Here is a 26,266-nt window from a genome sequence, read left to right as displayed (position 1 = left end):
ACTCTATGCTATACGCAGAGGTAAATGAACCAAATTCATTTAGTGTTGAGGAGAATTACCATGAAACAACTTGAACGTGACGTCGTTGTGATCGGTGCTGGGCCATCGGGTCTCACCGCCGCCTTCGAACTGCAAAAATGCGGCAAGACCGTGGCGGTGCTCGAAGCGCGTGACCGTGTAGGCGGGCGCACCTGGAGCGAAGAAATGGACGGCGCCACCATTGAAATCGGTGGCCAGTGGATCAGCCCGGATCAGACCGGATTGTATTCGCTGATCGACGAGTTGGGCATCGAAACCTTCGAACGCTACAAAGCGGGCAAGAGCGTCTATCGAACCACCGATGGCGAGAGCATCGTCTATGAAGGCGCGGATTTCCCGGTCGCGGCAAGCACCGTAGTCGAAATGAACAAACTCATTGAGCTGATGAATGAGCTTGCGGCACAGATGAATCCAGACAAGCCATGGGAGCACCCGCGCGCCAAGGAGCTGGACATGGTCTCCTTCCATCATTTCTTGCGCGAACATTCGGCAGACAATCTCGCCTGCGAAAACATTGGGCTATTTATCGCCGGTGGCATGCTGACCAAACCGGCACACACCTTCTCGGCATTGCAAGCGGTGCTGATGGCATCCTCGGCAGGATCTTTCGACAACCTTGTTGATGAGGATTTCATCCTTGACCGTCGCATCGTGGGCACCATGCAGGGAGTTTCCAAAACGGTGGCCGCGCGCCTCGGCGACGACGTATTCCTGGAGAATCCGGTGTTGAAGCTCGAATGGTCTGAAGATGGGGTAATCGCCCACGGAGCTACCGTCAGCGTGAAGGCCAAGAAGGCTGTCATTGCAGTTCCGCCGAACCTGTACTCGCGCATCAGCTATGTGCCGGCGCTTCCCCGCAAGCAGCTGATCACCCACCAGCACCACTCCATGGGTCTAGTGATCAAGGTCCATGCCGTGTACGAGACGCCGTTCTGGCGAGAAGCCGGGCTATCCGGAACCTGTTTCGGCCCAAGCTCCTTGGTACAGGAACTCTATGACAACACCTACACCGGAGAAAGCACCGGTACCCTGGTCGGTTTCATCTCTGACGTCAACGCCGATGCCATGTGGGAACTGAACGAAGAAGACCGCAAGAAGCAGATCCTGCAGGGGATCTGCGAATTCCTCGGCGAGAAAGCCTTGGAGCCAAAGGTCTTCTACCTTTCGGATTTCGGCGCCGAAGAATGGACCCGAGGGGCCTATGCCACCAGCTACGACTTGGGCGGCCTCTCGAGGTTCGGCGCAACCCAAAATGACAACGTCGGACCGCTCTACTTCTCCTCCTCAGACCTCGCCGGAGAAGGATTCCAGCACGTGGATGGCGCCGTGCGAATGGGCCGCCGCTCGGCCGCACGAATCATCGCCGAGCTTGACGGGGCCAGCTACGACGAAAACTATGACGGTGTGGCTCCACTGAATAAGGTCACCGCCTAGCCATGAAATTGCTTGTAGGATACACCGCAGATCAACGCGGCGCCGAAGCCATCGAACTGGCCGCGGCCCTGGTGCAGGGCACCTTGTCACCCAGCCTGGTGATCGCGATAGTGCTCCCTGCCAGTACCCCGTTTAGCGCCGTCTATCCCGGCGGGGACCACGGATTCGACTCGATTCTCTCCGCCAAGGTCGATGAATGGGCCGCCCACGCGCTGAACCAGGTCCCGGCGGGAGTCGCCGTTCGCGTGGTAGCCCGCTCGGTGCCTTCGGTGGCCGAAGGTCTGATGGAGCTGGCCGAAGACAGCGGAGCCCATGGGATCGTCTTGGGCGGACGCAAACGCCACCGGGCGGGTTTCTTCATGCCCGGTGGCGTGGCGAACGCGCTCCTGCACTCTTCGAGCGTTTCGGTGATCATGTCCAGCCCGCAAGCGCTAGCCTCGCTGCGTGCGGCCCAAGGGAGGATCACCCGCATGACAGCCTTCGTGGGGGACCGCCCCGGGGCACGCGAGGTGATCGCCAGCGCAGCTAGATTCGCCACAGCCCGTGGCGTGGATTTACGTGTGGCCACCCTCGTGGCTGACTCTGATGTGTCTGACCCGGCCACCGAGCTGAACCAGCATCTGGTGCGCACCAGGAAGTTCCTCACCGAACTGACCGACTCCATGGGACTGCAGGCATCCGTTGAAGTGGTTTCGGGGCAAAGCCTGGATGAGGCCATCGAGTCCCTGGAATGGATTGATGGCGAATTCGCCATTCTTGGCTCGGCGCGGCTTGCCGCCACCCGGCGCCTATTCATCGGTCCCAAGGCACAACGAATTCTGCGCCAGCTCAACGTCCCCATGGCCGTGGTGCCGAACTAAAAATCCGTGGAGCGGGCGCTGCCCGCACCCTGGACAGACGACGACGCCTGCCCAGCATGAACCCCAGAAGGTAATCACTATGTCGCAAGATCTCAGACGGGACACCGTCGAGCAACCGGACACCGGCCTGCACTCCAAGGGCCTGTCCACCGGCACCGTAGGCGTGCTGGGACTGGTCGTGATCGGTATTTCCTGTATTGCCCCGGCCTACACCTTGACCGCCGGCCTAGGCGCCACGGTGTCCGAGGTCGGCACGCAACTTCCGGCCATCTTGCTGGCGGGTTTCATTCCGATGCTGCTGGTGGCACTGGGCTACCGCGAGCTAAACAACGCGATGCCGGACTCGGGGACTTCATTTACCTGGGCCACCCGCGCCTTTGGTCCCATGATCGGTTGGATGGGTGGCTGGGGTCTGATCGCGGCGACGGTGATCGTCTTATCGAATCTGGCGGCCGTAGCCGTGGATTTCTTCTATATCCTCATCGCCCAGCTCACCGGCAATCAAGCGATTGCCGAGCTGACGGATAATCTTTGGGTCAACATTCCCACCACACTGGCCTTTATCGCCGCGGCGGCTTATATTTCCTATCGCGGACTGAACGCAACCAAGGTGTTTCAGTATATTTTGGTCGGTTTCCAAGTATCGGTGCTGCTGCTCTTTGCCGTCATGGCCTTCACCAACAGCACGCCCTTTGACCGCACGCCGATCACCTTGGACATGTTCAACCCGGCGAGCGTGGATTCATTCTCGGCCTTTGCCGCGGGCATCTCGCTATCCATCTTCGTGTTCTGGGGATGGGATGTCACGCTGACCATGAACGAAGAAACCACCGACCCCAACAAGGTACCCGGACGCGGCGCGACCTGGACAGTGCTCCTGATCATCGCCTTGTATCTAGCGGTTTCCTTGGGAGTCCTCTACTGGGCAGGTGTGGGTGAAACCGGGCTCGGGGCAGGCAATGAAGCGAACCAAGAATCGATTTTTGCGGTGCTTTCGGGGCCGATCATGGGTCCACTGGCCATCCTGATGTCATTGGCGATTCTCTCCTCCTCGGCAGCCTCGCTGCAGTCAACCATGGTGTCTCCGGCACGCACCTTGCTCGCCATGGGCTACTACAAGGCCTTGCCGCCGAGCTTCGCCAAGATTTCGCCACGCTTCATGTCGCCCTCGGTAGCTACCATCGTCTCGGCAGCTGCCGCCGCGGTGTTCTATGTCGTGACCCGGCTGATCTCCGAAAATGCATTGTGGGACACCATCACGGCGCTCGGGCTGATGATCTGCTTCTACTACGGACTGACGGCGCTGGCCTGCGTCTGGTATTTCCGCGGTGAACTATTTACCAACGTGCGGAATTTCTTCTTCAAATTCTTGGCTCCTTTGGTCGGCGGTGTGGTGCTGCTGGTAATGTTCTTCAGCACCGCCGTCGAATCGATGAACCCCGATTACGGTTCCGGATCCGCGATCGGCAACGTGGGAATGGTCTTCATCCTCGGCGTAGGTGTGCTGCTGCTTGGCGTAGCAATCATGCTCTTCACCAGGGTGCGGCATCCCGCTTTCTTCAAGGGAGAAACAATCAAAACGCGTTGAGCGCAGCCATAATGTGCCCTCAACAAATATCATTGAACCACCCACGAATGCCTTGTGGGTGGTTCAATGAGTTCATGGCTACTTCGGTTCTTTTTATCTGCTCGCGCAATGCAGGCAAGTCGCAAATGGCTGCGGCATTGATGGATCTTGTTTCTGGCGGCACGGTCACCAGCTATTCGGCCGGTACAAACCCTGGCACCGTGATCAATCACGAGGCGGTCGATTCTTTGGCCGAAACCGGTGCAGACATGTCTGCCGGAACGCCTAAGGCTATTGATTCATCGGTCGTGGAGAAGGTGGACCGCGTAGTCATCTTGGGGAGCGAAGCCAACCCGAGCATTGACGAAGCGATCCCCACCGAACGCTGGATCACCTATGAACCGAGCGAAGACGGGGTCACCGGTGCGGAACGGATGAATATGATCCGTGACGAAATTGCAGATCGCGTTCGCGAACTGTTCCATGAACTGGAGAAGTAAGATCACCACGAGCAAGACCAAGCAGGGTAAGAATTCGTGGTGGCTTCCAGGCATCTGCCTAGTCCTCACTGGCTGGTGCGCCAACCAGTACGTATCGCTTATTAGCTGGTACCAGCAGCACCGCGAGTTGAACGAAATTGAAGCGATGCTGGTGATGGGCAGCTATTTGCTCGGCATGATCCCCACTTTGCTCTTGGGCGGGCCCCTGGCCGACAAATTTGGCCGCAAGCCGTTCACGCTGCTGGCGCTGACCGCGTCCACGCTGGGTTCGGTTGCCATGATGTTCGGCATGGTGAACGACTCCGGGTTGTATCTCGGACGTGTCTTCACCGGAATGGGGATGGGACTGGCGATGGTCGCGGTGACCAGCTGGGTTAAAGTACTGAGCGTCGGTCCGGCAGGAGCCACTCGTGCGGCCCTGTGCACCTCGGCAGGCTTTGCCTTGGGACCGATAATTTCCGGGGCAATAGTTGGCGCGAGCGCTAGCCCCGAACTGGCTTATGGAATTCACGCCGTAGCTGCTGTGTCTTGGCTGCTGCTGATCACCACAGTCAAGGAAGAAAAAGCTCCCAAACTTCGAACAGCTGGAGGCAGCACCACGGCGGAGAATCTCGCCCGCTTCAGATTCGTCGTTCTTCCAGCGGCTCCGTGGGTCTTTGGGCTGGCCGCTAGTGGCTTTGCCATAGTTCCCGCATTGAGCACGGACGCTGGCCAGTCATCGCTGTTCTACACCACCGCCGCGGTTGCCATCACCATGGGCATGGGAGTGATCATCCAGCCACTGGCCAAACGATACAACAACACCAGCAAGGTGAACCTATTGCTCGCCGGGCTCACTCTGGCGGTCCTGGCTTTTCTCTTGATGATCGTGGTTTACACGACCGGCTCCGAAGCCTTGGGCGTCCTCGCCTTTATTCTCTCGGGTTCGGCAAATGGCGTCTTGCTGGTGGCTGGGTTGAGCCAGGTGCTTGACCTTGCCGGATCGGCAGAAATGGGCAAACTCACCGGACGGTTCTATGCGGTGTGCTTTATCGGATTTAGCTTCCCGACCCTCTTCGCCATGTGGCGTCCATTCGCGGACCCCATCTGGTTTATCGCGTTGCTAATCGGGCTTTGCTTGCTCAGCATGGTGTGCGTATTTGCCGCGCGTAGAAACCTTCCGGCAAGGACACTGGATCTAGTAGCTAGCTAGTTCTTGGTTCCGCTGAGTTTCTTGAGCAATTCGGTGGTGCGGTAGGGGATCACGTCGCGCAGAATCATCGAGGTAGATGTGCGCGTGATGCCAGGACATAGGCGGATCTCTTCGGAGACTCGATATAGATCATCTGGATCGGTGGCCGAGACGCGGATCAACAAGTCGGTTTCACCGGCCGGTGCAACACATTCGAGTACCTCTGGGATGCCGCGAAGTGCCTCGATGGCTTCATTCAAACTTGACTGGTTGAGCTCTGCACTGACGAACGCGCTGACTCCGCGCCCCATCGAGCTTGGCAGGATCCGTGCGGTATTTGGACGCAACGCGCCAGAGTGGGCCAGCCGTTCCAGCCGGGTCTGCACGGTGCCGCGGGCCAAACCCAGCTGCTGTGCCAGCATCATGATCGGCACTCGGGGATCGGCATCCAGGGCCAACAGGATTCGGCGGTCGGTCTCATCGAGCTGATACGTTTCCGAATGCATATGGAGTTTCTCCTGTGCTGGCAAGTTGGGTGGGCGGCGGCGTAAGTGCCTTCATAGGATTTTAGTCAAAATGACCAGCCGCACCCAAGTGTGTTGCACGGTCTGACCGGTTTTGTTGCGTCTAACTCATTATGTGTCATCGCCCGGATGCAGTCGAATCTTCGAACACCGACTTATCCACAACTTGCCTATTCCCACACCAAATAACCGCAAATAACAGTAACCTATCAAGTATGAGGTTTATGAGATTGGAAGACGTCGCCGAAGAGTTGAACGTCAAGCTTCCGCAGGTACGCGCACTGGTGAAAAGCGGCGAGCTTCCGGCGATACAGATTGGTGGACGTGGCATGTGGCGGGTCGAAAGGGTCGAATTGGAAAACTACATTCAGCACCGCTATGCCCAAGCCCGCGACGAAATCAGCGACGGCAGCGAATAGCGCATGTGTAGGCGACAGCAGTAAATCCCGACCGAGGGACAGCCCCGGACGGGATTTACCTCTAGGAGTGCAACTACCCCTGCATAAAACGTTCCAAAGATGCCTTCACAAAGGGAGCTTGGTCTTCGTAGTTCTTCGCGAATCGTTCATCGGCCACGTACATCTCGGCCAACCCCAATACATATTGCCTAAGCTGTGCTTCATCTCCCTCATGGCCCGGGGTTCCGGGGATGCTATTGAGCCAAGCTACATGCTCCGCAGCAATTTGTTGGGCTCGGTCACCAGTTGGGTCTATGCCTGAACGCCCAGCCTGTATCCACTTTTCATTTAGGTCTTTCACCTGCTGCAGCTGTGCGGCCTGTTGGTCCTTCGACTGTCCGCGCCACCACTGATCCGACTTTACGTAGCTCTCTTGGCCCCAACGGGCGACTACCTCGTCTTTGTATTGTTCGTTGAAGCCGTCGAAGGCTTGATCTACATTCATGCTCTCTCCTGATCTTAGCGATTGGATGGTGTGCCTCAGGGCGTTGATTTGGGCATCTAAAGCAGTGCGTTGGTTCCACAACTCGGTGATATGGGTTTGGAGGGCAGAAATCTCATCTTGATGCTCATCAATGATTTCGCCAATGGTTTCCAGCTTCAGTCCCAACTGACGCATTAGAAGAATGCGCTGCAGGCGCACCAACTCATGCCGGGTGTAAAAACGGTACCCATTGTCTGCGGTCCAGCTCGGATGGAGTAGACCGATATGGTCGTAGTGGCGCAGGGTTCGACTGCTCACACCTGCGGCCCGTGCCACTTCACTGATCGAGTGCGCACCACCGGGATTGGTCGACAGAAAATCGTTCATGGCTACCACGCTAAGGGTTGACGCAGCGTCAAGGTCAAGGCGTAATGATGTTTCTGCAGACAAAGTTGTCCTGCAAATGCCAACCTTGTGTAGATTTACTATGAATGCCGATTTCGGCACCGACTGCACCCGCACCAGGAGCGGACTTGGCACCGACCATTACCCAACGCCGTTGGGCGCTGTATACGCTGTTTTTCCTCCCCGGGCTGACGATGTCCTCTTGGGTAACCCGTACACCGGCCATTCGCGATCTGCTCGAAGCTACCCCCGCCAAGATGGGGCTTGTGCTCTTCGGCTTATCCGTAGGATCGATGCTTGGAATTATCTTCTCCGGAAAGCTCGTTGCGCGTTTCGCGGCCCGTCCGGTGATCCAAGCAGGCTCATCCGCCGTGGTTATCTCTATGCCGCTGATTGGAATAAGCGCCCACTTCCAATTGGAATGGTGCGTCGCCGCGGGTCTATTCATCTTCGGCGCCGGAATGGGCAGTGCAGAAGTTGGCATGAACGTGGAAGGCGCCGAGGTGGAACGAATCACCAAGAAGCCATTCCTTGCGAGCCTGCACGGCTTCTTCTCGCTCGGTACCGTCATTGGGGCGAGCCTCGGGATAGTCTTCACGTCGCTGGCCTTCCCTGTAATTTGGCACTTGGTGCTCAGCGGCCTGCTTTCCCTCGCGCTATTCCTCTACGTCAATCGCTATCTTCCGCAGGGAACCGGAAAAATCGATACGCACAGGCAGGATGGAGAAGTGCCGCAGCGCACCGCGCGGTTGTGGCTGGATCCTCGCTTGTTGCTGATCGGCTTCATCGTCTTGGCGATGGCGCTCGCCGAAGGGTCCGCCAATGATTGGCTCCCGCTGGTCATGGTGGACGGCCACGGGTTTGACCCGGCCGCGGGCTCCCTGATTTTCACCGGCTTCGCGTTGGCGATGACCATTGGCAGGTTCTGCGGCGGCTGGTTCATCGCACGTTTCGGCGCGAGCCGGACCTTTGCCGTGAGCGCCTTCCTCGGTGCGTCCGGCCTGTCCGGCGTCATCTTTCTCGATAACCCGGTTCTTGCAGGCAGCGCAGTCATTCTGTGGGGAATCGGCACCTCGCTCGCATTTCCGCTGGCGATTTCTGCCGCTGGAGCCTCGGGAAATGATCCTGCAGGACGCGTCGCCGTAGCAGCAACTATTGGATACATCGCATTCCTGGTCGGCCCGCCACTCCTCGGATTCGTGGGTGATGAATTTGGGCTGCGTCAGGCATTGATCCTGCCTTTGGGGTTTGTCATCGTGGCGATGTTCTTGTCCTCCGCGGTGTCCGAGCGAAAGATCAAGATTGAAAGAGTCCATAGCGAAGCCGTTGAAGACAGTGATCCACGACACTAAATTCAGTGGATTCGGCAGAATGTCGGCTCTAAGGTACCTCAAAGTATTAGGACTGATCATATTGATCACTCATCAACAGGTCGGTTGCACACAGTGATTGATTTGGTATTTACTGGTTTCAGTTGAAGTCATCGGGTTACCACCTGGCATGGCTTACGCCGGTCACCGTAAAGATCACCCACATCTTCGCGGGCGCATCTAGACACGGGACAAATACACCGTCGTCGGGCATCAAAAGGTCTGATCAAGAGACCCGTACACGCTTCCCCGTTTGAGGGGAAACGTGTACGGGTCTCTTTGGCGTTGTGCCGCGGGGCAGTGCAGCCCAAAACGATCCGAACCGCCGTATGCGGTGAACTTGTCGACGCTGTGACACCGGTGGCCGACGCGCTGAAATAGCTCCTGAGGTCCTAGAATCAGACTCGCTCCTCTGACAGAATGAGCCCGTGGGAGCACATACGTTGAATATGAGAAGCAGCCGGAACTTCTGGAGTCCCTGGTGGGCCCAGATCGTTGCGGGGTTATTCGTTGTACTTCTTGCGGTTGCTCCTTGGCTTTGGTTGTGGCTTGGCCAACGAGACGAGTCGCTGTTGCCTGCTCCGGATTCCGACGCAGCGGGCCTGATTATTGTTTTGTCCCTTGTCGCTCTGCTCGGTGGTTGGTTTGCCCGAGCCATAGGGCGGCGCGCGACGAGCTTCGCGATTCTGACCGATGTGGGCATGATGCTCTTCCTCTTGGGACTAGCGGCGCATTGGATATTGGGCGGCGAGCCGAATTTTCTGCAAGGGGGTGCCAGCCCCGAAACTCAAAGGGAGCTATGGGTTTTCGGAACGCTGCTGGTGATTTCCCAGATCCTCTATTTTGTCATCGCAAAATTGCGGCTGAGCGTGGTGGCCCTGCTGGTCGCAGTGCTCGCATTCAGCGTGGGGCAATGGATGCAAATGGTGGCGACGTATACTCCGGCCGATCCAAACATCTATTCCTCGCTGACCTATGCCGGCCCGTTGCTGCTCGGATTCGTGCTGGGATTCCTTGGTTTTCTCCGAGCCTGGCATCTGGTTCTCTGGATTATTGCCTTGGCAATTCAATGGATCATGCCCGCGGTGATCTCCGCGGTGGTCACGATCTTGGAAAACCCTGAGGGGTCATGGGGCGCATCCTTGAGCAGATTCGGCGAGCTGACCGTAGCTGCCGTACGGCAATCCGACTGGATCATTCCGGCGTTGGTGACGCTTGCGACGGCGATGCTGGTGAGCGTCATTCTGCTAATTGTCCGCAAGGTCAGGCGGCGCTCCTACTAGCCCCGCTGCGGCCAATGCGCTCGCAGCCTTGGAATGCAGGCAAATTCTGGAATACTCGAAGGAGATTGGACCTCCAGCACCGGGCACCACCTGACGTAAAGGAAGATTCGTGATGGACAAGAACTACACCAAGGTAGCAAGTTCCCTGTTGGCTCAGGAATTGGGCGATCTTGAATTAGCGAATCCGATTAAGCCAGGGAGCTACTCGGCCCAGCGGATCAGTTCCGCTTCCGGCGCCACGCTCGTGCAGATCGCTTTTGACGCAGATGTCGAATTGGCCGAGCATAAGGCAGCCACTCCCATCATCGTGCAGGTTCTCGACGGGCAAGTGGACTTCAGCGTCGGTGATCAGACCCATCAACTGAGCTATGGCGGAATGATCCAGTTGGAGGCCGGTGTGGTCCACGCCGTTTATGCGGAAAACCCTGCCCGCATTTTGATTACCTTCATCGACGTTTAGCGCTGTAGTAGCTGGCCGTTCCCATCTCCGAATAATTCTGCGCTGAGTTCCACGACCGGCAGCGACACAGAAGCGGCCAATGCCGAGACATGGGTGGCAGGCACGGGCAGCCAGCGCAATTGGTATTCGGCCGGGCGCTTCACCTCGGTCCACTGACCTTCACGCTCGGCGCGAAGCGCACGCGCCGATAGCACCGGGACGGCGGACGGCTCTTGGCGTAGCCCCGTGCCGGAGGCTTTGAGCAGAGCCTCCTTGGCCGACCATGCGATGAGGCGCACCCTATCCGCATTGGCCTCTCGACGAACCAGTCTGCGTTCCGCGGCGGTGAGCGCCACGTCATCAAAACCGGCAAAGACGCCTTCGGGAGAAAAGCCGGGCCCCCGCTCAATGTCGACTCCAAGGTCGATCCTCTTCGGGCCGACTGCCGCGATGAACATTTTGCGGGTGCGCGAAAGCGAGATGGAATGCTCTGGGGATGCAGGTTTCCCATGCTCTACAGAACCGCACGAAGTGCAGCGACGTGAGATCCGCAGCTGCGCGGCCATCGCCAGATCGCCGTGCTGGACATGCGCCAGCAGTAAGCGCAGCAGCGTGCGTGCCCCGAGGAAGGCCTGGCGGTCTTCGGCCTGCAGGAAGTCGGTTGCGCGCCTCGCTTCGGTGCCAAGAATCTGCTCTGGACCGCCAAAGTTCTCCGCCGCCAGCTCGACCTCGCGGGCGGTAGCCACCACGTAGAAAATCTGTGACTGAGAATTATCGATGCCCATGTGCTCAAGCCTACGTGCTGGAATTCTGGAGGGGACGCACAACGGGTCACGCCGGTCGAGGACCGGCGGAGCGCCTAGTGCATCGGAAAAGTAAGCCACCTTACCTCTGCGTGTTTTAAGACGTCGATCTGGGAAAATGATGTGCGAGTCGGGCCCGATTGTGGGAGGGTGTTGCGTAGAAGTACTTTCGGTGGCGAGCTTGGGGCGGCTTTCCTTGTGGGGTGGGTGCCGATTGAACGAACTAGCACAAGCCGCTCGGACATTGCCAGATGCCTTATGAACCGTGATGGATGAGCGTCGCCGACTGATATCAGGTAGGGACTTATGAGGAATCCGGGACGCACCGCAGCACTGGCCTTGGCCGTGACCATGACAATCGGAACCGGCGCTCAGGCAGCCGCAGCGCCACCGGCATCCGCAGATGTGCCGAACTCCTTGCCGACGGCGAAGCTCACCGTCCAATCCGCCAAATCGGCAACAATCAAGCGCACCACGGCAAACCTGCGGTTGCGCGAACGGGCCACAACCTCCTCAGCTACGTTGCTGGTGATCCCGAAGGGCACCAAGGTCAGCGTGCTGGCGACCAGCAATGGTTGGAACAAGATCAAGTACGGCGGGAAAACCGGGTGGTCCGCTGGCTCATACCTGGAAAAAGACTCGTCCACCACGGATTCCAAGGGCGGTTCGGTTCGCTATACGACGGCCAACCTCAACCTGCGCACCGGGGCCGGGACCGGCTACCGTTCGCTCGGTGTGATCCCCAAGGGAGAGAAGGTCACGGTTTCGAAGACGTCCAGGGGATGGGCCAAGGTGACCTCGTCAAAGGGGACCGGTTGGTCCAGCGCCAGCTACCTGACCTCGAAGGGTTCTTCGTCGAAGCCGAGCAACCCGAAAACGGAATCTTCGGAGGGCTCGCGCTATACGACCGCCAACTTGAATCTGCGCACCGGGGCCGGAACCGGCTACCGCTCGCTTGGGGTGATCCCGGAGGGCGAAAAGGTCAATGTCCTGCGCACCTCGGGCAACTGGGCCCAGGTCTCGTCCTCGAAGGGGACCGGTTGGGTCAGCCGGACCTACCTGGGCGGTGGCGCCTCCAATTCCGGACCAGAGACCCCGCCCACCGCCAAAAAGTCAGCGTACACCACGGCAAACCTGAACGTGCGCTCCGGGGCCGGAACCAACCACCGTTCGCTCGGCGTGATCCCCAAGGGCGAGAAGGTCACTATCCACACGACCTCCAGCGGCTGGTCGAAGGTAAGCTCCTCTCAAGGCACCGGTTGGGCCAGCAGCGCGTATTTGTCCACGAGCGCCAAGAGCGACAGCCAGCCCAAGGATGACGACGACAGCGTCCGCCCTATCGGGGGCAGCACCCAGTGGACCACCGCGAACCTCAACCTGCGCAGTGGGGCCGGCACCAGCCATCGTTCGCTCGGCGTGATCCCGAAGGGGGAAAAGCTCACCGTCCACCTGACTACGGCGGGCTGGTCGAAGGTGACCTCCTCGGAGGGGACCGGCTACGTCAGCGCCGACTACCTGAGCGACGAAAAACCGTCCAGCGCGCAATACCGCTGGACAACCGGCAGCTTGCATCTGCGCACCGGCCCGGGGACCAATTATGCAAGCAAGGGAATTCTCCCGGCCTATGGGCGAGTGCAGCTGATCAGCGCGCAGAACGGCTGGGCCAAGGTGACCAGCGGCGTCGGCACCGGATACGTCAGCTCCCGCTACTTGAGCACCGCCGAGCTGCACCCGGTGCGCAGCGATACCCAAGGGGTCATCAAGCAGCTGCGGCAGCTGTTCGCCGGTGACTTCACCTCGCTGGGCACGGTGCGTCCCGGATCCGTTGGCCACAGCTCCGGCAAAGCCGTGGACGCGATGATCGGCAATTACCACAGCGCCGCCGGAATCGCCGCCGGAGACCGCATTTCCCAGTTCCTGCTGGACAACCGCAAGCAGCTGGGAGTCCACTACCTGATCTGGCAGGACAAGATCTGGCTATCTGAGGCGAAGGGCTGGGAGCCGTACTCGACCTCTGGCAAGTACGGCACCCAGTTCACCGACAACTGGAATGACACCACCCGGCATATGGACCACGTCCACGTGGAAACCTACGGCGATTCCGCCACCGGAGGCGCTCTGGATTACAGCGCGCTGAACGGCTAGGCAAGTAGAGGGCTGCGGATCCTGTCCCCTGAGGGCAGGGCCGCAGCCCTTGCGTTTCCCTGCAGGGGTATTGTGTCTCACCGCACGCGCAAGGACAGACTCTGCTGCGCTTCAGCCGCGGAATACGGCATGTTGGATCTCCACCGAGATCCTGTATTTCTTATTGCTTCGAGGAATGGAATGACCTGAAGCGATCATCCGGAAAAAGCGCCAATCGGTAAATCAGCAGTCCGGGCTCCGACCGGTGCCTGGCATGGGCGCTCTTAGCCGGGCGCAGCAATGGTAGTTGATAGCTGCCCGCGGTTACCTATCCAGCCATGACGGTGCCGCAGCGCTCAGCCCTTGTTATCCTCGGCCCAACGGTGTCATTCTGAGGTATGGGTGCGAACATCACTTGGTATCAACCTCGCCGCCGCCGGGCGTCGGCTGCAGCCATCGTGGCGGCGCTCGCCGTGCTGCTCTCCGGCTGTGCTCCCACCGAAGGGGCCGAGGACTACCCCGTGCCGCATCACAGCTTCGTCAGCCGCCCGGATCTGACGCCGCCGAAATTGGCAGTTTCGCACGGCGAAACCGCGGCCGCAAAGCACGGGGGAATGACCGAGTATATTTTCTTGACCCCGGGCTACGAGACCGGCACTCCCTCATCCGGGGCGATGATCTTCGATGCCCAAGGCGAACTTGTCTGGATGGAACCGATCGACCCGGAGGACCCTAAGGACAACTATTTTGACCTTCGTCCGCAGGAATACCGCGGCGAAACAGTATTAACGGTCTATCAGGGCACCAGAGACGGAGGCCGCGGCAATGGCGAGATTCTCATCCTCAACGCCGCCTACGAACAGATTGCCAGCGTCACCACCGGCGGTTCTCTAGGTCCGGGCAAGGCAGACTTCCACGACTCGACCATCACCGCAGCCGGCACCATGCTGATCGCTTCCTATGTGCCCACCCCGGCCGATCTGTCTGCCGTGGGAGGCCCGGAGGATGGAAACATCGAAGATGCGGTGATCCAAGAGGTCGACATTGCCAGCGGCGAGGTGATCTTCGAATGGAGCGCGCTGGATCATGTTCCGCTGACGCAGACGATGCTGGATTTCGACTCCGAACGGGCCGCGCAGACGGAGGACGAGGACGAACTGGGCACCGCGGAAAAGCCTTTTGACTACTTCCACATTAATTCGATAACCGAAGACCACGACGGCGCAATTCTCGTCTCGGCCCGGCATACTTCGGCGGTGTACCGGCTGGACCGCACCACCGGGGAGGTGGTCTGGACGTTGGGTGGATCGGCCAGCGACTTCGACCTCGATGAGGATGCCGTGTTCGTCTGGCAGCATGACGCGCAGCGAGCACCCGACGGGACGCTGACGCTGCTGGACAACCACGCCAAAGGAGATGAGAGCGAACGGTCCTCCCGGGGGCTGCGGCTGTCACTGGACGAGGGGGCAATGACCGCCTCGGTGGTCACCGAGTATGCTCCGCCGCAGGAACGGGCGGCCGGCAGCATGGCCAACGCCCAAGAACTGTCCAACGGCAACATGCTTATCGGCTGGGGCTCGCAGTCCTATTTTTCGGAATACAACCATGATGGTGAATTGCTCTACGATATCTGCCATGGCGATGCCTGCTACCCGGAAGGATTCTCTGGGGGAGGCACCAGCTACCGGGCGTACAAGGCTGCGTGGCACGGGCAACCATCGACCGACCCGCAGCTCACGCTCCGGGATCGCACCGCATACGTCTCCTGGAACGGTGCTACCGAGGTCGCGCAATGGCGCCTGCTAACCGGGGACGACGCGGCAACCGCAAGCGAACAGGCCACCGTCGAACGGGAGTCCTTTGAAACAGCCATCCCGTTGCCCGGCGATGCACGGTACGTCGTTGTTGAAGCCTTGGACGGCAACGGTGAGGTGCTTGGCAGCGCAATGCACCAGGAGTAAGCGACTGGCAGGTAGGCCGGTGTGGATTTCGACAGCTCGGCTCGTCGGGCTAGCTCGCTGACTCCGACACAAGTGGCCGCTGCATCGCCGAAGGCCCGGAGCAAGGCCATGGCCTTGTCTTCGGCGGTGCGTGCATCGCGGGATTCCGGATCCTGGGAAGTCAAACATGAAGTGGGCCGATCTGCATGCAATTCATTGCCTGAAATCGGCGGAATCCACCATCACCGGATTCGGCGATCTAACCGCGGCGGGGATCCGACATGCATCCCCCAAGATTGCATGTCGGATCCCCGATTTCCGCCCCCAGCGGCACCGGCTCAGCGCACCACGATGGTGATCGCCTTGCTGGTCCGATCGACGGTGATCTGGTCCCCGCCGGCTCCATTGAGCGCAGGCAGCGCCTCGGGTTCGGCGTTCGGCACCGGCTCGACCGGGCTATCCGCGCCAGCGTCCGCACCTTCTACCGGTGGCACGGTCTCGCTCACGCCCTGTGCTTCGTCCAGGACGCCGGCACCGGCGTCGGCCGGCTCCTGGGCCCCGAGCGGATGCAGCGGTGCACCCGGCCGCCAGAAGGTGTAGCCCCAGTTCGCCGACCACTTATAGGACCACCGCGAGCGGTTCCCGTTGGCCCGCAGCAGCACGTTCGTGAAGCGCACGTCGTGCCCGCTGCGCGCCAGCATCACCGGGCCGGGATTGCCTGCGAAGCTGAACTGGTCCAGTACGGATCCGTTCGGAGCGTGCGAGCGGAAGGTCAGTCCGTTCAGCCGCACCGTGTTGATGCCCGGGTTGTAGAGCCGGATGTTGGCGCGGATATAGGTGTCGCGGCCGGAGCCGAGGAAGACCGGGGTGACCTGGATCGAGTACCAGATCCGGGAAGCGGCCTCGAGCGCCTTGCGGGCGTCGATCCGGCCGAACCCGAAGTGCTGGTCCCGGCCCCCGGAACCCAGGTCCCGCGCCGTCAGCTTGATGATGTCCTCGACCTCCCAGGAGCGCAGCGCCGGATCGACGGCAAGGATCAGAGCCATCAGGCCGGCGACATGCGGTGTCGCCGAGGAGGTGCCGTTGAACGTGTTCACATAGTTGCCGCCGGAGTAGCCGCCGGAACCCATGATGTCGGTGGTCGGGATCTTGACCCCGGGCGCCACCACGTCGACCTGCGGGCCGTAGTTCGAGCCCCACCAGGTTTCGCCGTCGAGGCTGGTCTTGCTCTTGCGCTGGTCCCACTGGTTGCTGGCCCCGACCGCGAGGAAGCCGCGGATCGAGGGGGAGAGGCGGGCCGGGTAGCCGACCCCGAGAATGTCGCCGTTGCCGGTGGCCGCCGCGATCGGGGTGCCCCGGCCGCCGCGCCCGGTGGCCTGGGCGTAGCGGAACGCGTTGGTCACCACGGTGCTGGTGGGGCTGCCCCACGAGTTGGACAGCACATCGGCCCCGAGGTCGACCGCCTTGCGGACGCCGGCGGCGATGATGGCGTCGGTGGTGGACCAGAAGCCGTTGCCGATGCCGTAGGCGATGCGGATGTGCCGCACCCGGCTGTTCGGCGCGACACCGGCAATGCCGCGCCCGTTGTGGGCGGTGGCCGCGACGATCCCGGCGCAGGCCACCCCGTGGCCATCGGCCGATCTGGGGGCCGGGTTCGGGTCGTTGAAGCGGGCGTCGTAGCCCGGGGCCAGGACGTAGTCCTCGTGCGCGTTGCCGCCCTCGTCGATGACCGCCACCGAGATGGCGGAGCTGCCGCGGGTGATGTCCCAGGCCTCGGGGCAGCGGATCTTCCTGATGCCCCACTGCGCCGGCAGCAGCGGGTCGTTGGGCGTGAACGCCGGGCCGGTGCCGTTCGGCTCGGCCGTTTCCACGAGCTCCTCCAGGGTGCTGGTCAGCCGCGGGGCGATCCGCACGAAGTTCGGCACGGCGTACTCCACGCCCTCCTGCTCGTGCAGCTCGTTGGCGATGGCCAGCGCGGAGTCCGGCGCGCGGGTGGTGCGCAGCAGGTAAGCGCCGGGCTCCGGGTAGTCCTCCTGGACGGTCTGAAGATGGTGCTTTTTGATGAGCTTCGCCGCGGCGTCGGCGCCGGGCTCGAACTTGGCGATGAGCTCGCCCTGGTCGATCAGCGCGCTCGGCGCGTCTTCGCCGTCCCCGGCCTGCGCGGCCACCGGCTCGTAGATGTCCACTGCCCCGGCCTCCGCGGCGGCTTGCGCCCCGGCTGGCCGCGCGAGCGGCGCGTCCTCGACGCGCATGACCACGAGGTTCTGGTCGGTGACCCGCAGCAGCTGGACCGGGTGCTGCGGGTCGTGGGATGCCGCCGCGGCGCGGGCGTTCATGGCCTCGGCCTGATCCGCGTCTGCATGGATGGCGACGAAGTTCGGTGATGCGGCCAGCGGAACCCGCTCGCCGTCGGCGTAGTAGTAGGCCTGCGCCTCATTGTTCTCTGACATTGGATTGCTCCTGGAGCCGATAACGGATGCGGCGCCCCTTTGCGCCGCACCCCCTAGGAGCGCCGGCGGCGGCCGGTGATACACCGCCGCCCAAAAAGTTTCCGCTCAGCTGCCCGGGCCGGCCCGCCAGTCGGAACCGAACCAGGCGAAGCTGCGCTCCAGCGGCCCGTCGCAGGCCGCGGCGAGCGCCGCGGGCCCCTCCTGCCCGGAGGCGAGCCGGCGGTGCAGGCCTGCCATGGTCCGCTCTGCCAGGGCGTCGGGGATGTCGGTCAGCGGTGCCACGACGGCGCCCACCCCCATGGCGAGCAGGCTCGAGGTCAGGCCCAGCGCCTCGTCCCCGGGGCGCAGCCGCCCCCGCCCGGCGCTGCAGGCGGAGAGCACCACCAGCGAGGCGCGGATCGGCACTTGCTCCAGCTCGTGGGCGAACAGCGAACCGCCGTGCAACCGCAGCGAGGAGAAGAGCGGGCTGTCTTCCCGGTGCTGCCCGTGGGCGGCGATGTGGACGACGTCGTAGGCGGCCAGGGCGGCTTTGAGCGCGGCCGGTTCGGCGGGGACCGGCCGGGCGCCGGCCCAGCAGCCGGCCACCGCCGCGCATTCGGCTTCGGCCAGCGCCAGCCCGGGACCGGCAACCACGGCCACGCTGGGTGGGCCGGCAAGCCTGACGCCGCCGGCAGCCCAAGCCGCAACCGAGCGGCTGAGCGTGAAACCGCGGTGCCGCAGCCGCGGCAGCATGCCCCAGGGCAGCCTGGCCAGCTCCCCGCTGGGGATGATCACCAGCGGGGCGTTGCCGAGGTCCTCGGGCAGCACCAGTTGCTCGAGCCGTTGCAGCGCGGCGTTCAGCGAGGAGCGCACCGCGCGGGACAGCGGGCCCGCCGGCGCGTTGCCGGCCGCCGCGGTGTCGGCCAGGGCGGCGGCGATCAGGTCGGAAACCTCTGCCCGCCCGGCCAGCGGCAGCAACCGCGCCGGAGCGCCAGGCGCCAGCTGCACCAGATGCAGCGCGTCCGCGGACCAGAAGTAGCTGAGCACGCCCACCGCTGACAGCTCGGCACGGCCCACCGGCCCGGGCAGGCCTTCCGGTTCATGGGTGCGGTGGGTCCAGTGGTGCTCGCGCAGCTGCCTTTCGATTCTGCCGGCCGCGACGCGCAGGGCACCTGCCGGACCCGGTGCGGCGGTGCGCAGCTCTTCGCGCAGCCGGCGCAGCGTGGCGAACAGGGCGGCGGCCGCGTCGTCCGCGGGCGGCAGGACCGAGGGCACCTCGGCGAGCGCCGCCCGCCAGCGTTCGGTAGCCCGCAAGGCGGCCCAGCCGTCGCCGCTGGCAGCCACCCGCTCTAGATCGGAGCGCATGATGGGGGCCAGATGGACCGCGACGGCGGTACGCAGATCCAGGCTTGCCATGCCGGCCCGGGCGGCGGCGGTATCCCGCGCCGCGGCGCGCAGCAGGCGGCCGCGCCGCGCCGGGTCCGTGGTGGTGCAGAGCCCTGCGAGGACGGCCAGCAGGCGCGTGGAAAGGTAGGGGGAGGCCCGCATGCGGCGCAGGCCGCGCAGGGCCTGCGGATCGCCGAGCTCCGGCTCGGGTCCCTCCGCGGCGGCGATCAGCTGCAGGGCGGCGGCCCGATCCGCGAGCCAGGGCCGTCCGGTGGCTCGGGCATCGGCGGCCAGGGCCGCGGCCTGCGCCGCAAGCTGCGCTTTCCCGGGCCCGGAGCCCAGGACCAGCGCTTCGAGCCGTGCGGCCCGGGCCTCCTGGGTGCGGGCCGTTTCGCCGCGCCCCGCGGCCTGCGCCAGGACCCCCTCGGCGAGGCGGACCGCCTGGCCGGGGTCTCCGGCGAGCGCGGCGCAGCGGGCCTGGTCCAGCCGGGCTTCGGCCCATTCTTCGGCCAGCCCGGCCAGCTGCAGCTCGGCCACGGCCTGCTCGAAGAGCTCGGTCGCCTCCTCGATGAGCCCGGCCTCCAGCAGCACGCGCGCGCGGTCGTGGCGCGCGACGGAACGGTCCACCTCGACCTCGAGCCCGTCGGCTTGTGCCATGAGCTGCAGGGCCGCTGGCAGGTCCCCGCGCAGATACTCGACGAATCCCAGGTTGTGCAGCGCCATGAACCGGTAGGCCGGCAGGTCCTTGCCCAGCTCCGCCGCCGCGCGCAGGTCCGCGGCGGCCTCGGCCAGGGCGCCGGTCTGCGAACCGATGGTGCCCTTGTTCAGCAGCAGCCGCACGCGGTCATCGAGCGGGAGCCGTGTTGCGTACTTCACCGCGGGCCGCAGCTGTTCCAGTGCCTCCTCGAAGTTTCCGGCTCTGGCGTGGAGCACCCCGGCCTGGATGCGGGCGAGCGCCACGAGATTGTCGTCTGCGGCGGTGGCGGCTTCCTGCAATACCGCCTCGATCTGCGCCAGCGCCGCGGGAAGCCCGCGCGCATCGCAGATCAGCCAGGATTCGGTGAGCCGGATCCGCTGATCGAGGTCCATGCGCTCGGGCCGGGGCAGCGCGGCCAGGTGCCGGCGGGCGGTGCCCAGCAGCGCGCCTGCCTCGGGCAGCCGGTACGCAGCAATGGCCGCCCGGGCGCCCCGGTAGGCTTCGGTTGCCGCCGACAGGTGGTCCTCAAGCGGCATAACTAGAACTCGATGACTGGTGTCAGCACCGGCTTCGCCTCCGGGTCCGCGGGCCGCAGCAGGAACCGGATCGGCCCGTGCGGGATCGAGCGCCAGAGCAGCCGGCCGTTCACATCCGAGGTTGCCCAGTGCGCGGTGCTGCCCGCGTAGAGCGCCACGTCGAGCCCGCCGCCGGTCACCCAGCCATCCACGCGCAGCGACCCGTCCGGCTCCGGCGCGGTGGACACCATCAGCTGCAAGGCCGAGCTGGTGAAGGTGACCGAGTCGGTGGCGCTGGTTTCGGCGGCGCGCAGCGCCGGAGCCTGGCCTTCCAGCAATGTGGCAAGCTCCGCATTGAGGGTGGCCAGGGAGAGCGCAAAGAGCACCGTGTCGTCCAGCGTGGGCGGCGGCGGGTCCAAGGTGTCATAGATCGCCGCGAGCTGCTCCAGGATCGCGGTATCCAGCCCGTCCAGGGGCCGCTGGTGCGGCTCGAATTGCTCGTTCATTGGGTGCTCCAAGCCGGGTCGGCGGTCAGGTAGGTGCGCAGGGTGTCCAGGCAGCGCCCGCGGGTGGGGCCGATGGACCCGACCGGGATGCCCAGCGCCGCGGAGAGGGCGGCGTAGTCCGGCGCTCCGCCGCGGCTGATGACGCGCAGGATGGCCTGGCAGCGCGGCGTCAGCCGGGAAAAGTGCGCCCAGAGCGTGCGCCGGGCCTCATCGCGCAGCAGCGCCTCGGCCGGACCTGGCATGGGGCCGGGGCCGAGGTCTGCTGCACCGGGTTCCGGGTTCTCCCAGGGTTGGGTGCGCCCGCGATCGCGGGCCACGCGCCAGGCTTCGCGCCGCACCGTGGTGCCCAGCCAGGCGAGCACGGTCTGCGGGTCCCGGATGGTTTCCGCCCGATCCACCAGCCGCAGCCAGGCGGTCTGGACCACATCCTCGGCGTCGGCGCGCTCGAGCCGGCAGCTGCGGGCCAGATGCCACAGCGTGGGATTCAGCAGCCGCACCAGCTCTTCGAGCAGTTCGCGCCGGCCGCCGCGGAACTCTTCGAAGAGGGTTGCGGCCCGATCGACGAGGTCAGTATCCCCGGTCATGGCCGTTGCCAGCCCAGCGTGGTTCCCAGCGCCGTCCATCCGCGTTCCAGGCGTTCGGCCAGCCCGGTGGCGGCGGTCTCGGCCAGGGCACGGGCGAGCTCGGCGGCGAGCACCGGGGCGGAGAAGGAGGTGCCGCTCCACACCCCGAAGCCGCCGGTGAAGTCATCTGGGTCCAGCGTGGCGCGCGGCAGCCCGGAATTCTGCAGGGCGGCGATCATCTGCCGGTCCCCGCCAAGGTGCGTGGGCATCGTGGAGACCAGCGCCGCGCCGGGGCGGTGGCAGCTGACCCATGGCCCGGCGTTGCTGAAGTAGGCGACGCTGCCGTCCGGGTTCAGCGCGCCGACCGAGCACAACGGAAGCAGCCCGGCGGCGGCAGGTCCGGCGGCGAAGCCTGCCGGGTACATCGGGGCGGTCGTGGAGTTGTTGCCGGCCGAGGCGACGACCAGCACGCCGAGGCGGCCGAAGTCCTCGAGCAGCGTGCGCAGCGGGGCATCGGCAAGCCGGTCCGCCGGGGCCTCGTGGTAGTAGCCGAGCGAGAGGCTGAGCACGTCGATGAGCTCCGCCTGGTCTCCGGACGCAAGGGCGGAGAGCTGGCCGGTGCGCAGCGACTGGAGCGTGGCGATCAGGCAGGATTCGGAAACCACGCCGTCGTCGGCCATGACCGGGATGCCCAGGATGCGGGCCTCGGGGCAGCGTTGGCGGATGAGCCCGGCGATGAACGTCCCGTGGCCGGCGAAGGGCGGCAGCGTGCCGTCCAGCGGGTTGCGCACCGGTTCGGGGACCGCGCAGCCCGGTACCGTCCCGTGCCGCCCCAGCAGCTGCCCGTCGACGTGGACCTCTGCGGTCGCGGTGGCCGGGTCCTGGAACCAGGGATGCTGCTCCAGGCCGGTGTCCGGCACGACCACCACGGGCGCGCGCTTGGTGCGCGGGCGGCCGTCGAGCGGGTCCGGCAGCACCACCGACACCGGGGTCCGACCGCCCATCCCCGGTGCTCCGTAGCTGGTGGCCGGCGCCCCGGCGACGCCAGCGTAATAAGGCACGCCCGCATAGTAGGGCACCCCGGCGTAGTACGGGGTGGCGACCAGCGCGTGGTCCAGGGCCACCCCGTCAGCGGCCCCCGCCCGGCGCAGCCGCCTCAGCAGCTGCCAGGCGTCGACATCCTCCGGGTCGCCATGCAGCACCAGCCGGCTGACCGGCGGTGCGAGCTTCACCGGGGCCTGTTCCCGGCCGGGCTCGATGCCCAGCGGCGTGGCCTCCACCTTGATCCCCAGCTCACCGGCCACCTTGTTGATGGCTGCGAGGCGGCCGGCGATCGTGCTCGGCTCCGCTAGGAGCAGCAGGGAATTGGCCACATAGGCGGTCGCACCGCCGGAATGCGGCACCACCGTGCGAAAGTTCCAGGCCGCTGCGACCAGCGGGTCAAGGTGGGGGAAGGGATTGCTGGCGACGGTCAAGTGCTCGGTCATGATGGTCCTCTCAAGGTCGAGTTCTTGAGACTTAGGAGGGATGAGGCTCCGCGGTGATACATCAATGCTGGAACAGAATTTTCGGCACCATTCCAATATGCCTGCATCCTACGCCGGATCCGGGTTCCGCGCACCGCTGGAGCGCCTGCTCAAGGCGCAGCCCCGGCCCATGCAATGGGCTAGCGGAGCAGGGCAGGGGCGCCGCACATAGAATGAAGTGGTGAGCGAGCAAACTGAACGAGAACTTTTCGAATTAGTGCAACCCATCATCTTGCGGATCGATAAGGAAGATCCGTCTACCGAGGATGAAGGGATCTCGGCGGTGGCCCGGGCCGCGGTCATTGCCTACCTGCAGAATCCGCAGAACCCGGAATGGCAGACCTGGGCTAGCCAGGCCTTCGCGAAATCGGTGCGCCGCGCGAATCCGAAGATGTTCGCCAAGGTCTTGGAAATGTTCCCCGAACAGATGATCAGCGAGGTGGGCAAGGCCCAAGCCGTCGGGTTGCCACCGCTTCCCGCCACGGACTTGCCCAAGCTGATCGCCAAGCTGCAGGTCTCCGGAACCGAGCTGCCAAAAAGCGACGAGGCGCTGGTCGCCTCGGTGAACATCGTGCTGAACAAGTCCTTGGACATGTCTACGGGTAAAGCCGCCGCGCAAGCAGCCCATGCGCTCTTCGCCTGGCTGACCGAGGCACGGCCAACCATCATCGAAGGTTGGCTCAAAGTCCACGCGCCGGTTGGCATCAAGCAGCTGCCGCGCAACGAGTTTGATCGGCTCTCCGCTCAAGCGTCCGGTCCGGTGATCCAGGACGCCGGGCGAACCGAAATTGAACCCGGCTCGACCACCGCATTTGTTCTCTGCGCTGAGTCGTAGAGCTCAGCTTTAGCTCGGGTATCCGCGAGCCTCATTTGTGTGTCATGATTCTTTTTGGCGGTAACAGTCATGTCACCACAGCGGATGGCTGTTCACTTTCGTGAGCCACTGAGGATCGGCAGAAATGCCTTGTCACGAAGGTAAATAATTTCATGCATGCCAACCGTGTACTGAGTCTTGCGCTCGCAGCGGTATTAACCGTGGGGCTGGGAATGCCGGCTGCCGCTTCAGCGCAGATTCGACCGGAATCCGCGGTGGAAATTTCCGCGGTGAAAGCGAAGATCTCCAAGAAGACCACGGCGAATTTGATTCTGCGGAAAACCGCGTCAAGCACATCCGCCGCGCAGCTGGTGATTCCGAAAAATACCACGCTATCGGTGATCCGGAGCAGCTCCGGATGGGACCAAGTAAGTTTTGCGAAGAGGACCGGATGGGTCTCATCAAAATACCTGACCACGGTTGGGGTTCCCAGCGAGTCCAAGCCCAAGGCAAGCGTTTATCGCTACCTGAAGTCTTTCCAGCCCCTGCGTCAGAAGGCCTCTGCCGCAGCGCCTTCGCTGACCGGTGTGATCCGTAAAACCAAGGTTCAACGACTCGGGTCTTCGGGAGCTTGGACACGCATTAAGGCCGGACGCACGATCGGGTTCGTACCGACCAACCAGCTTTCCACGTCCCTTCCGGCCGCAGTGCATCGGTACACGAAGTCCGCGCAAACGGTCTACAAATCAGCTTCCACGAAGGCATCCACCGTCACCCGTGTCGGGGCCGGTGCAAAGCTCGAATGGTTGCGCACCTCGGGAAGCTGGGCTTATGTCTCCGCGTCCGGTGCCAGGGGATGGATATCCGCAAAGCAGCTATCCAGCACGAAGCCAAGGGTCGATAAGCTCATTGGGAATCGGTGGATGATCACTCATACCGTGGTGCGCCAGGGCAACTGGAACAAGGCCAAATCCTTGGGGATGATCAAGGCCGGCGACAAGGTCGGCCTCTACCTGAGCAAGGGGTCTTGGTCCAAGGTGCAGACAACGCGCGGGACCGGTTGGGTGCCCACCAGCAGCCTCGTGAGCAGTTATTACAAGCCCCATTCCGCCGCATCCCGCTGGACCGTGAAGCAGACGGCACTGCGCTCGGGCAACGCTGGATCGAGCCGGCGGCTAGGCACCGTGGCCAAAAACGAAAAGGTGTCCCTGCATGGCACCTCCAACGGTTGGTCCCGAATCAAATCATCCAAGGGTACCGGCTGGGTGGCCACCCGGGACCTGACCGCGAGCAAGCCCGTCGGCAACGTCCTCAAAGGCCATCGTTGGACGGTGCAATCCGTGGCGGTGCGCGCCAGCGCTTCGGCAAAAGCCAAATCCTCTGGCACCATCCGTGCCGGGCAGAAGGTTGGGTTCTACACCGCCAGCGGCTCGTGGTCCAAGGTGAAAACCTCCCGAGGCACCGGCTGGATAGCATCCAGCGCGCTGGTCAACAGCGCCTACAAACCGCTGAACAGGCTCAAACGCTGGACTACAAGCAACGTGCACTTGCGCGCTGGCTACTCCAGGGCGCACCAGTCCCTGGGGGTGATCACCTTGCACCAGCCGGTCACCGCACACGGAAGCGCCAACGGCTGGACGCGGGTGAGCACCTCCGAAGGCATCGGGTGGATCAGCTCCGGCTACCTCTCGGCTGCCGAGCCCACGAAGCCTGCGCCCGACAAGCAGCAGAGCAACAGCTACCGATGGACAACAGCCAACGTCAACCTACGGGCTGGCGCCGGGGTCCACCACCGGGGCAAAGGCGTCGTTCCTTCGGGCGAGAAGGTCACATATTTGACGTCCAGCACTGGCTGGACGAAGGTGAAAACTTCCAGAGGCAGCGGATGGATCAAAGAAAGCTACCTATCCCGGCGGGCCCCGGCGGCCCTCCAACCGGATGCGCGACGCGTCATGAAGGCAATCGACGGCCGATTCCGCGACACGGTCAGCGGCATCCACACGATTCGCAGCGGCTCGGCCGGGCATAGCGCAGGCAAAGCAGTGGACTTGATGATCCGGGACTACAAGAACAAGCGCCGGATCGCTGAAGGCGATGAGCTGGCCCAGTTCCTGATCGACAACCGCGCTCAACTGGGTATCTATTACCTCATTTGGCAGGACCGGATTTGGCTTCCGACGACAGGCTGGACTGCGTACTCCGGGTCCGGCAAGTACGGAAACCAGTTCTCGAATAACTGGAACGACACCACCCTGCATTTGGACCACATCCACGTCGAGGTCTACGGGGATTCGGGCACCGACGGCAGGCTGGATCTCAGCGCGCTGCGACGCTGAGCGTGAAAGCTGCTCCGCCGGAGGGGCTCGCGGCATTGCCGCCGAGGGCCCCAAAAGTGCCGCGAGGAGCCAACCCAAGGAGGGTAGTCCGAAATCTCGGACTGGCAACGGTGGCAGGCCTAGTGCGCGCCGGCATGCATCTGGTCTGCTGGT

Annotated in this window: 21 protein-coding genes and 1 pseudogene; 13 read left to right on the top strand and 9 right to left on the bottom strand. The window is 63.2% G+C overall.

Annotated features, from left to right (window positions below; genetic code table 11):
- Positions 1-60: 60 nt before the first annotated feature.
- The 5 genes from ACT3UQ_RS12825 (at position 61) to ACT3UQ_RS12805 (ending at position 5,592) form a co-directional block, all read left to right on the top strand.
- Positions 61-1,473, top strand: a complete 1,413-nt coding sequence (locus tag ACT3UQ_RS12825; protein WP_105650298.1) for a flavin monoamine oxidase family protein — start codon at positions 61-63, stop codon at positions 1,471-1,473.
- Positions 1,474-1,475: 2 nt separating this feature from the next.
- Positions 1,476-2,333 carry a universal stress protein gene (locus ACT3UQ_RS12820; RefSeq protein ID WP_444637233.1) on the top strand — a complete coding sequence of 286 codons (858 nt, stop codon included), beginning with the start codon at positions 1,476-1,478 and terminating at the stop codon, positions 2,331-2,333.
- Positions 2,334-2,412: 79 nt separating this feature from the next.
- Positions 2,413-3,921 (top strand): APC family permease, encoded by a 1,509-nt coding sequence (locus ACT3UQ_RS12815; protein ID WP_105569627.1) that lies wholly within the window; start codon positions 2,413-2,415, stop codon positions 3,919-3,921.
- A gap of 74 nt (positions 3,922-3,995) precedes the next feature.
- Positions 3,996-4,400: an arsenate-mycothiol transferase ArsC gene (locus tag ACT3UQ_RS12810; protein WP_105552904.1), complete on the top strand. Its 405-nt coding sequence runs from the start codon at positions 3,996-3,998 to the stop codon at positions 4,398-4,400.
- Positions 4,384-5,592: an MFS transporter gene (locus ACT3UQ_RS12805; protein WP_105552905.1), complete on the top strand. Its 1,209-nt coding sequence runs from the start codon at positions 4,384-4,386 to the stop codon at positions 5,590-5,592. Before ACT3UQ_RS12810 ends, ACT3UQ_RS12805 begins: the two co-directional genes overlap by 17 nt.
- Here the strand turns inward: ACT3UQ_RS12805 and ACT3UQ_RS12800 are convergent.
- A complete protein-coding gene (locus ACT3UQ_RS12800; protein ID WP_105552906.1) occupies positions 5,589-6,077 on the bottom strand; it encodes an Lrp/AsnC family transcriptional regulator in 489 nt (162 codons plus the stop codon). The two genes, ACT3UQ_RS12805 and ACT3UQ_RS12800, sit on opposite strands and share 4 nt — an antisense overlap.
- Positions 6,078-6,319: 242 nt before the next feature.
- Between ACT3UQ_RS12800 and ACT3UQ_RS12795 the strand changes: the two genes are divergently transcribed.
- A complete protein-coding gene (locus tag ACT3UQ_RS12795) occupies positions 6,320-6,514 on the top strand; it encodes a helix-turn-helix domain-containing protein (RefSeq protein ID WP_105552907.1) in 195 nt (64 codons plus the stop codon).
- Between the two features lie 73 nt (positions 6,515-6,587).
- Here the strand turns inward: ACT3UQ_RS12795 and ACT3UQ_RS12790 are convergent, their stop codons facing one another.
- Complete coding sequence (locus ACT3UQ_RS12790) at positions 6,588-7,364, bottom strand: MerR family transcriptional regulator (RefSeq protein WP_444637232.1); 777 nt, start codon at positions 7,362-7,364, stop codon at positions 6,588-6,590.
- Positions 7,365-7,510: 146 nt separating this feature from the next.
- On the opposite strand from ACT3UQ_RS12790, the gene ACT3UQ_RS12785 reads away from it, so the two are divergent.
- The 3 genes from ACT3UQ_RS12785 to ACT3UQ_RS12775 all read left to right on the top strand — a co-directional run bounded on the left by ACT3UQ_RS12785 (position 7,511) and on the right by ACT3UQ_RS12775 (position 10,495).
- Positions 7,511-8,734: an MFS transporter gene (locus tag ACT3UQ_RS12785; protein ID WP_258133510.1), complete on the top strand. Its 1,224-nt coding sequence runs from the start codon at positions 7,511-7,513 to the stop codon at positions 8,732-8,734.
- A 446-nt stretch (positions 8,735-9,180) separates the two neighbouring features.
- Entirely contained in the window at positions 9,181-10,035 is an 855-nt protein-coding gene (locus ACT3UQ_RS12780; protein WP_146113357.1) for a hypothetical protein, read from the top strand.
- 112 nt (positions 10,036-10,147) lie between these two features.
- Positions 10,148-10,495, top strand: a complete 348-nt coding sequence (locus tag ACT3UQ_RS12775; RefSeq protein ID WP_105552911.1) for a cupin domain-containing protein — start codon at positions 10,148-10,150, stop codon at positions 10,493-10,495.
- On the opposite strand, the gene ACT3UQ_RS12770 is transcribed toward ACT3UQ_RS12775, so the two are convergent.
- Positions 10,492-11,259 (bottom strand): 4'-phosphopantetheinyl transferase family protein, encoded by a 768-nt coding sequence (locus ACT3UQ_RS12770; RefSeq protein ID WP_444637230.1) that lies wholly within the window; start codon positions 11,257-11,259, stop codon positions 10,492-10,494. The two genes, ACT3UQ_RS12775 and ACT3UQ_RS12770, sit on opposite strands and share 4 nt — an antisense overlap.
- 324 nt (positions 11,260-11,583) lie before the next feature.
- Here ACT3UQ_RS12770 and ACT3UQ_RS12765 point away from each other — a divergent pair, with 324 nt between their 5' ends.
- A complete protein-coding gene (locus ACT3UQ_RS12765; RefSeq protein ID WP_444637228.1) occupies positions 11,584-13,422 on the top strand; it encodes an SH3 domain-containing protein in 1,839 nt (612 codons plus the stop codon).
- Positions 13,423-13,799: 377 nt separating this feature from the next.
- Positions 13,800-15,362, top strand: coding sequence for an arylsulfotransferase family protein (locus tag ACT3UQ_RS12760; RefSeq protein ID WP_105650304.1), 1,563 nt, complete (start codon positions 13,800-13,802; stop codon positions 15,360-15,362).
- A gap of 32 nt (positions 15,363-15,394) precedes the next feature.
- On the opposite strand, the pseudogene ACT3UQ_RS12755 reads toward ACT3UQ_RS12760, so the two are convergent.
- From ACT3UQ_RS12755 to ACT3UQ_RS12730, 6 genes and pseudogenes are all read right to left on the bottom strand, one after another.
- Positions 15,395-15,472, bottom strand: a pseudogene (locus ACT3UQ_RS12755) (hypothetical protein); the annotation flags it as partial.
- Positions 15,473-15,679: 207 nt separating this feature from the next.
- Positions 15,680-17,791 carry a S8 family serine peptidase gene (locus ACT3UQ_RS12750; protein WP_444637226.1) on the bottom strand — a complete coding sequence of 704 codons (2,112 nt, stop codon included), beginning with the start codon at positions 17,789-17,791 and terminating at the stop codon, positions 15,680-15,682.
- A gap of 105 nt (positions 17,792-17,896) precedes the next feature.
- Positions 17,897-20,389, bottom strand: a complete 2,493-nt coding sequence (locus tag ACT3UQ_RS12745; RefSeq protein WP_444637225.1) for a CHAT domain-containing protein — start codon at positions 20,387-20,389, stop codon at positions 17,897-17,899.
- A gap of 2 nt (positions 20,390-20,391) precedes the next feature.
- Positions 20,392-20,874 (bottom strand): hypothetical protein, encoded by a 483-nt coding sequence (locus tag ACT3UQ_RS12740; protein WP_105552917.1) that lies wholly within the window; start codon positions 20,872-20,874, stop codon positions 20,392-20,394.
- On the bottom strand, positions 20,871-21,458 hold the full coding sequence (locus ACT3UQ_RS12735) for an RNA polymerase sigma factor (protein ID WP_444637224.1): 588 nt from the start codon (positions 21,456-21,458) through the stop codon (positions 20,871-20,873). Before ACT3UQ_RS12735 ends, ACT3UQ_RS12740 begins: the two co-directional genes overlap by 4 nt.
- Positions 21,455-23,020 carry a S8 family serine peptidase gene (locus ACT3UQ_RS12730; RefSeq protein WP_444637223.1) on the bottom strand — a complete coding sequence of 522 codons (1,566 nt, stop codon included), beginning with the start codon at positions 23,018-23,020 and terminating at the stop codon, positions 21,455-21,457. The genes ACT3UQ_RS12735 and ACT3UQ_RS12730 overlap by 4 nt, the downstream gene beginning before the upstream one ends.
- 124 nt (positions 23,021-23,144) lie before the next feature.
- Here ACT3UQ_RS12730 and ACT3UQ_RS12725 point away from each other — a divergent pair, with 124 nt between their 5' ends.
- Together ACT3UQ_RS12725 and ACT3UQ_RS12720 are read left to right on the top strand one after the other, a co-directional pair.
- The gene (locus tag ACT3UQ_RS12725; RefSeq protein WP_105552919.1) at positions 23,145-23,798 is read left to right on the top strand and encodes a peptidyl-tRNA hydrolase; all 654 of its coding nucleotides are present in this window, start codon (positions 23,145-23,147) and stop codon (positions 23,796-23,798) included.
- A gap of 152 nt (positions 23,799-23,950) precedes the next feature.
- Entirely contained in the window at positions 23,951-26,113 is a 2,163-nt protein-coding gene (locus tag ACT3UQ_RS12720) for an SH3 domain-containing protein (RefSeq protein ID WP_105569637.1), read from the top strand.
- Positions 26,114-26,266: the final 153 nt, after the last annotated feature.

This window comes from Glutamicibacter sp. AOP12-B1-11 (genome assembly GCF_052379245.1).
Taxonomy (GTDB): Bacteria; Actinomycetota; Actinomycetes; order Actinomycetales; family Micrococcaceae; genus Glutamicibacter.
Note: the sequence above shows the minus strand (reverse complement) of the source record. Positions and strands in the feature narration are given on the sequence as shown.

Coding starts and splice junctions, on each gene's coding strand:
- ACT3UQ_RS12825 (WP_105650298.1), top strand. CDS start 61: ATGAAACAACTTGAACGTGACGTCGTTGTGATCGGTGCTGGGCCATCG.
- ACT3UQ_RS12820 (WP_444637233.1), top strand. CDS start 1,476: ATGAAATTGCTTGTAGGATACACCGCAGATCAACGCGGCGCCGAAGCC.
- ACT3UQ_RS12815 (WP_105569627.1), top strand. CDS start 2,413: ATGTCGCAAGATCTCAGACGGGACACCGTCGAGCAACCGGACACCGGC.
- ACT3UQ_RS12810 (WP_105552904.1), top strand. CDS start 3,996: ATGGCTACTTCGGTTCTTTTTATCTGCTCGCGCAATGCAGGCAAGTCG.
- ACT3UQ_RS12805 (WP_105552905.1), top strand. CDS start 4,384: ATGAACTGGAGAAGTAAGATCACCACGAGCAAGACCAAGCAGGGTAAG.
- ACT3UQ_RS12800 (WP_105552906.1), bottom strand. CDS start 6,077: ATGCATTCGGAAACGTATCAGCTCGATGAGACCGACCGCCGAATCCTG.
- ACT3UQ_RS12795 (WP_105552907.1), top strand. CDS start 6,320: ATGAGATTGGAAGACGTCGCCGAAGAGTTGAACGTCAAGCTTCCGCAG.
- ACT3UQ_RS12790 (WP_444637232.1), bottom strand. CDS start 7,364: ATGAACGATTTTCTGTCGACCAATCCCGGTGGTGCGCACTCGATCAGT.
- ACT3UQ_RS12775 (WP_105552911.1), top strand. CDS start 10,148: ATGGACAAGAACTACACCAAGGTAGCAAGTTCCCTGTTGGCTCAGGAA.
- ACT3UQ_RS12770 (WP_444637230.1), bottom strand. CDS start 11,259: ATGGGCATCGATAATTCTCAGTCACAGATTTTCTACGTGGTGGCTACC.
- ACT3UQ_RS12765 (WP_444637228.1), top strand. CDS start 11,584: ATGAGGAATCCGGGACGCACCGCAGCACTGGCCTTGGCCGTGACCATG.
- ACT3UQ_RS12760 (WP_105650304.1), top strand. CDS start 13,800: ATGGGTGCGAACATCACTTGGTATCAACCTCGCCGCCGCCGGGCGTCG.
- ACT3UQ_RS12750 (WP_444637226.1), bottom strand. CDS start 17,791: ATGTCAGAGAACAATGAGGCGCAGGCCTACTACTACGCCGACGGCGAG.
- ACT3UQ_RS12745 (WP_444637225.1), bottom strand. CDS start 20,389: ATGCCGCTTGAGGACCACCTGTCGGCGGCAACCGAAGCCTACCGGGGC.
- ACT3UQ_RS12740 (WP_105552917.1), bottom strand. CDS start 20,874: ATGAACGAGCAATTCGAGCCGCACCAGCGGCCCCTGGACGGGCTGGAT.
- ACT3UQ_RS12735 (WP_444637224.1), bottom strand. CDS start 21,458: ATGACCGGGGATACTGACCTCGTCGATCGGGCCGCAACCCTCTTCGAA.
- ACT3UQ_RS12720 (WP_105569637.1), top strand. CDS start 23,951: ATGCATGCCAACCGTGTACTGAGTCTTGCGCTCGCAGCGGTATTAACC.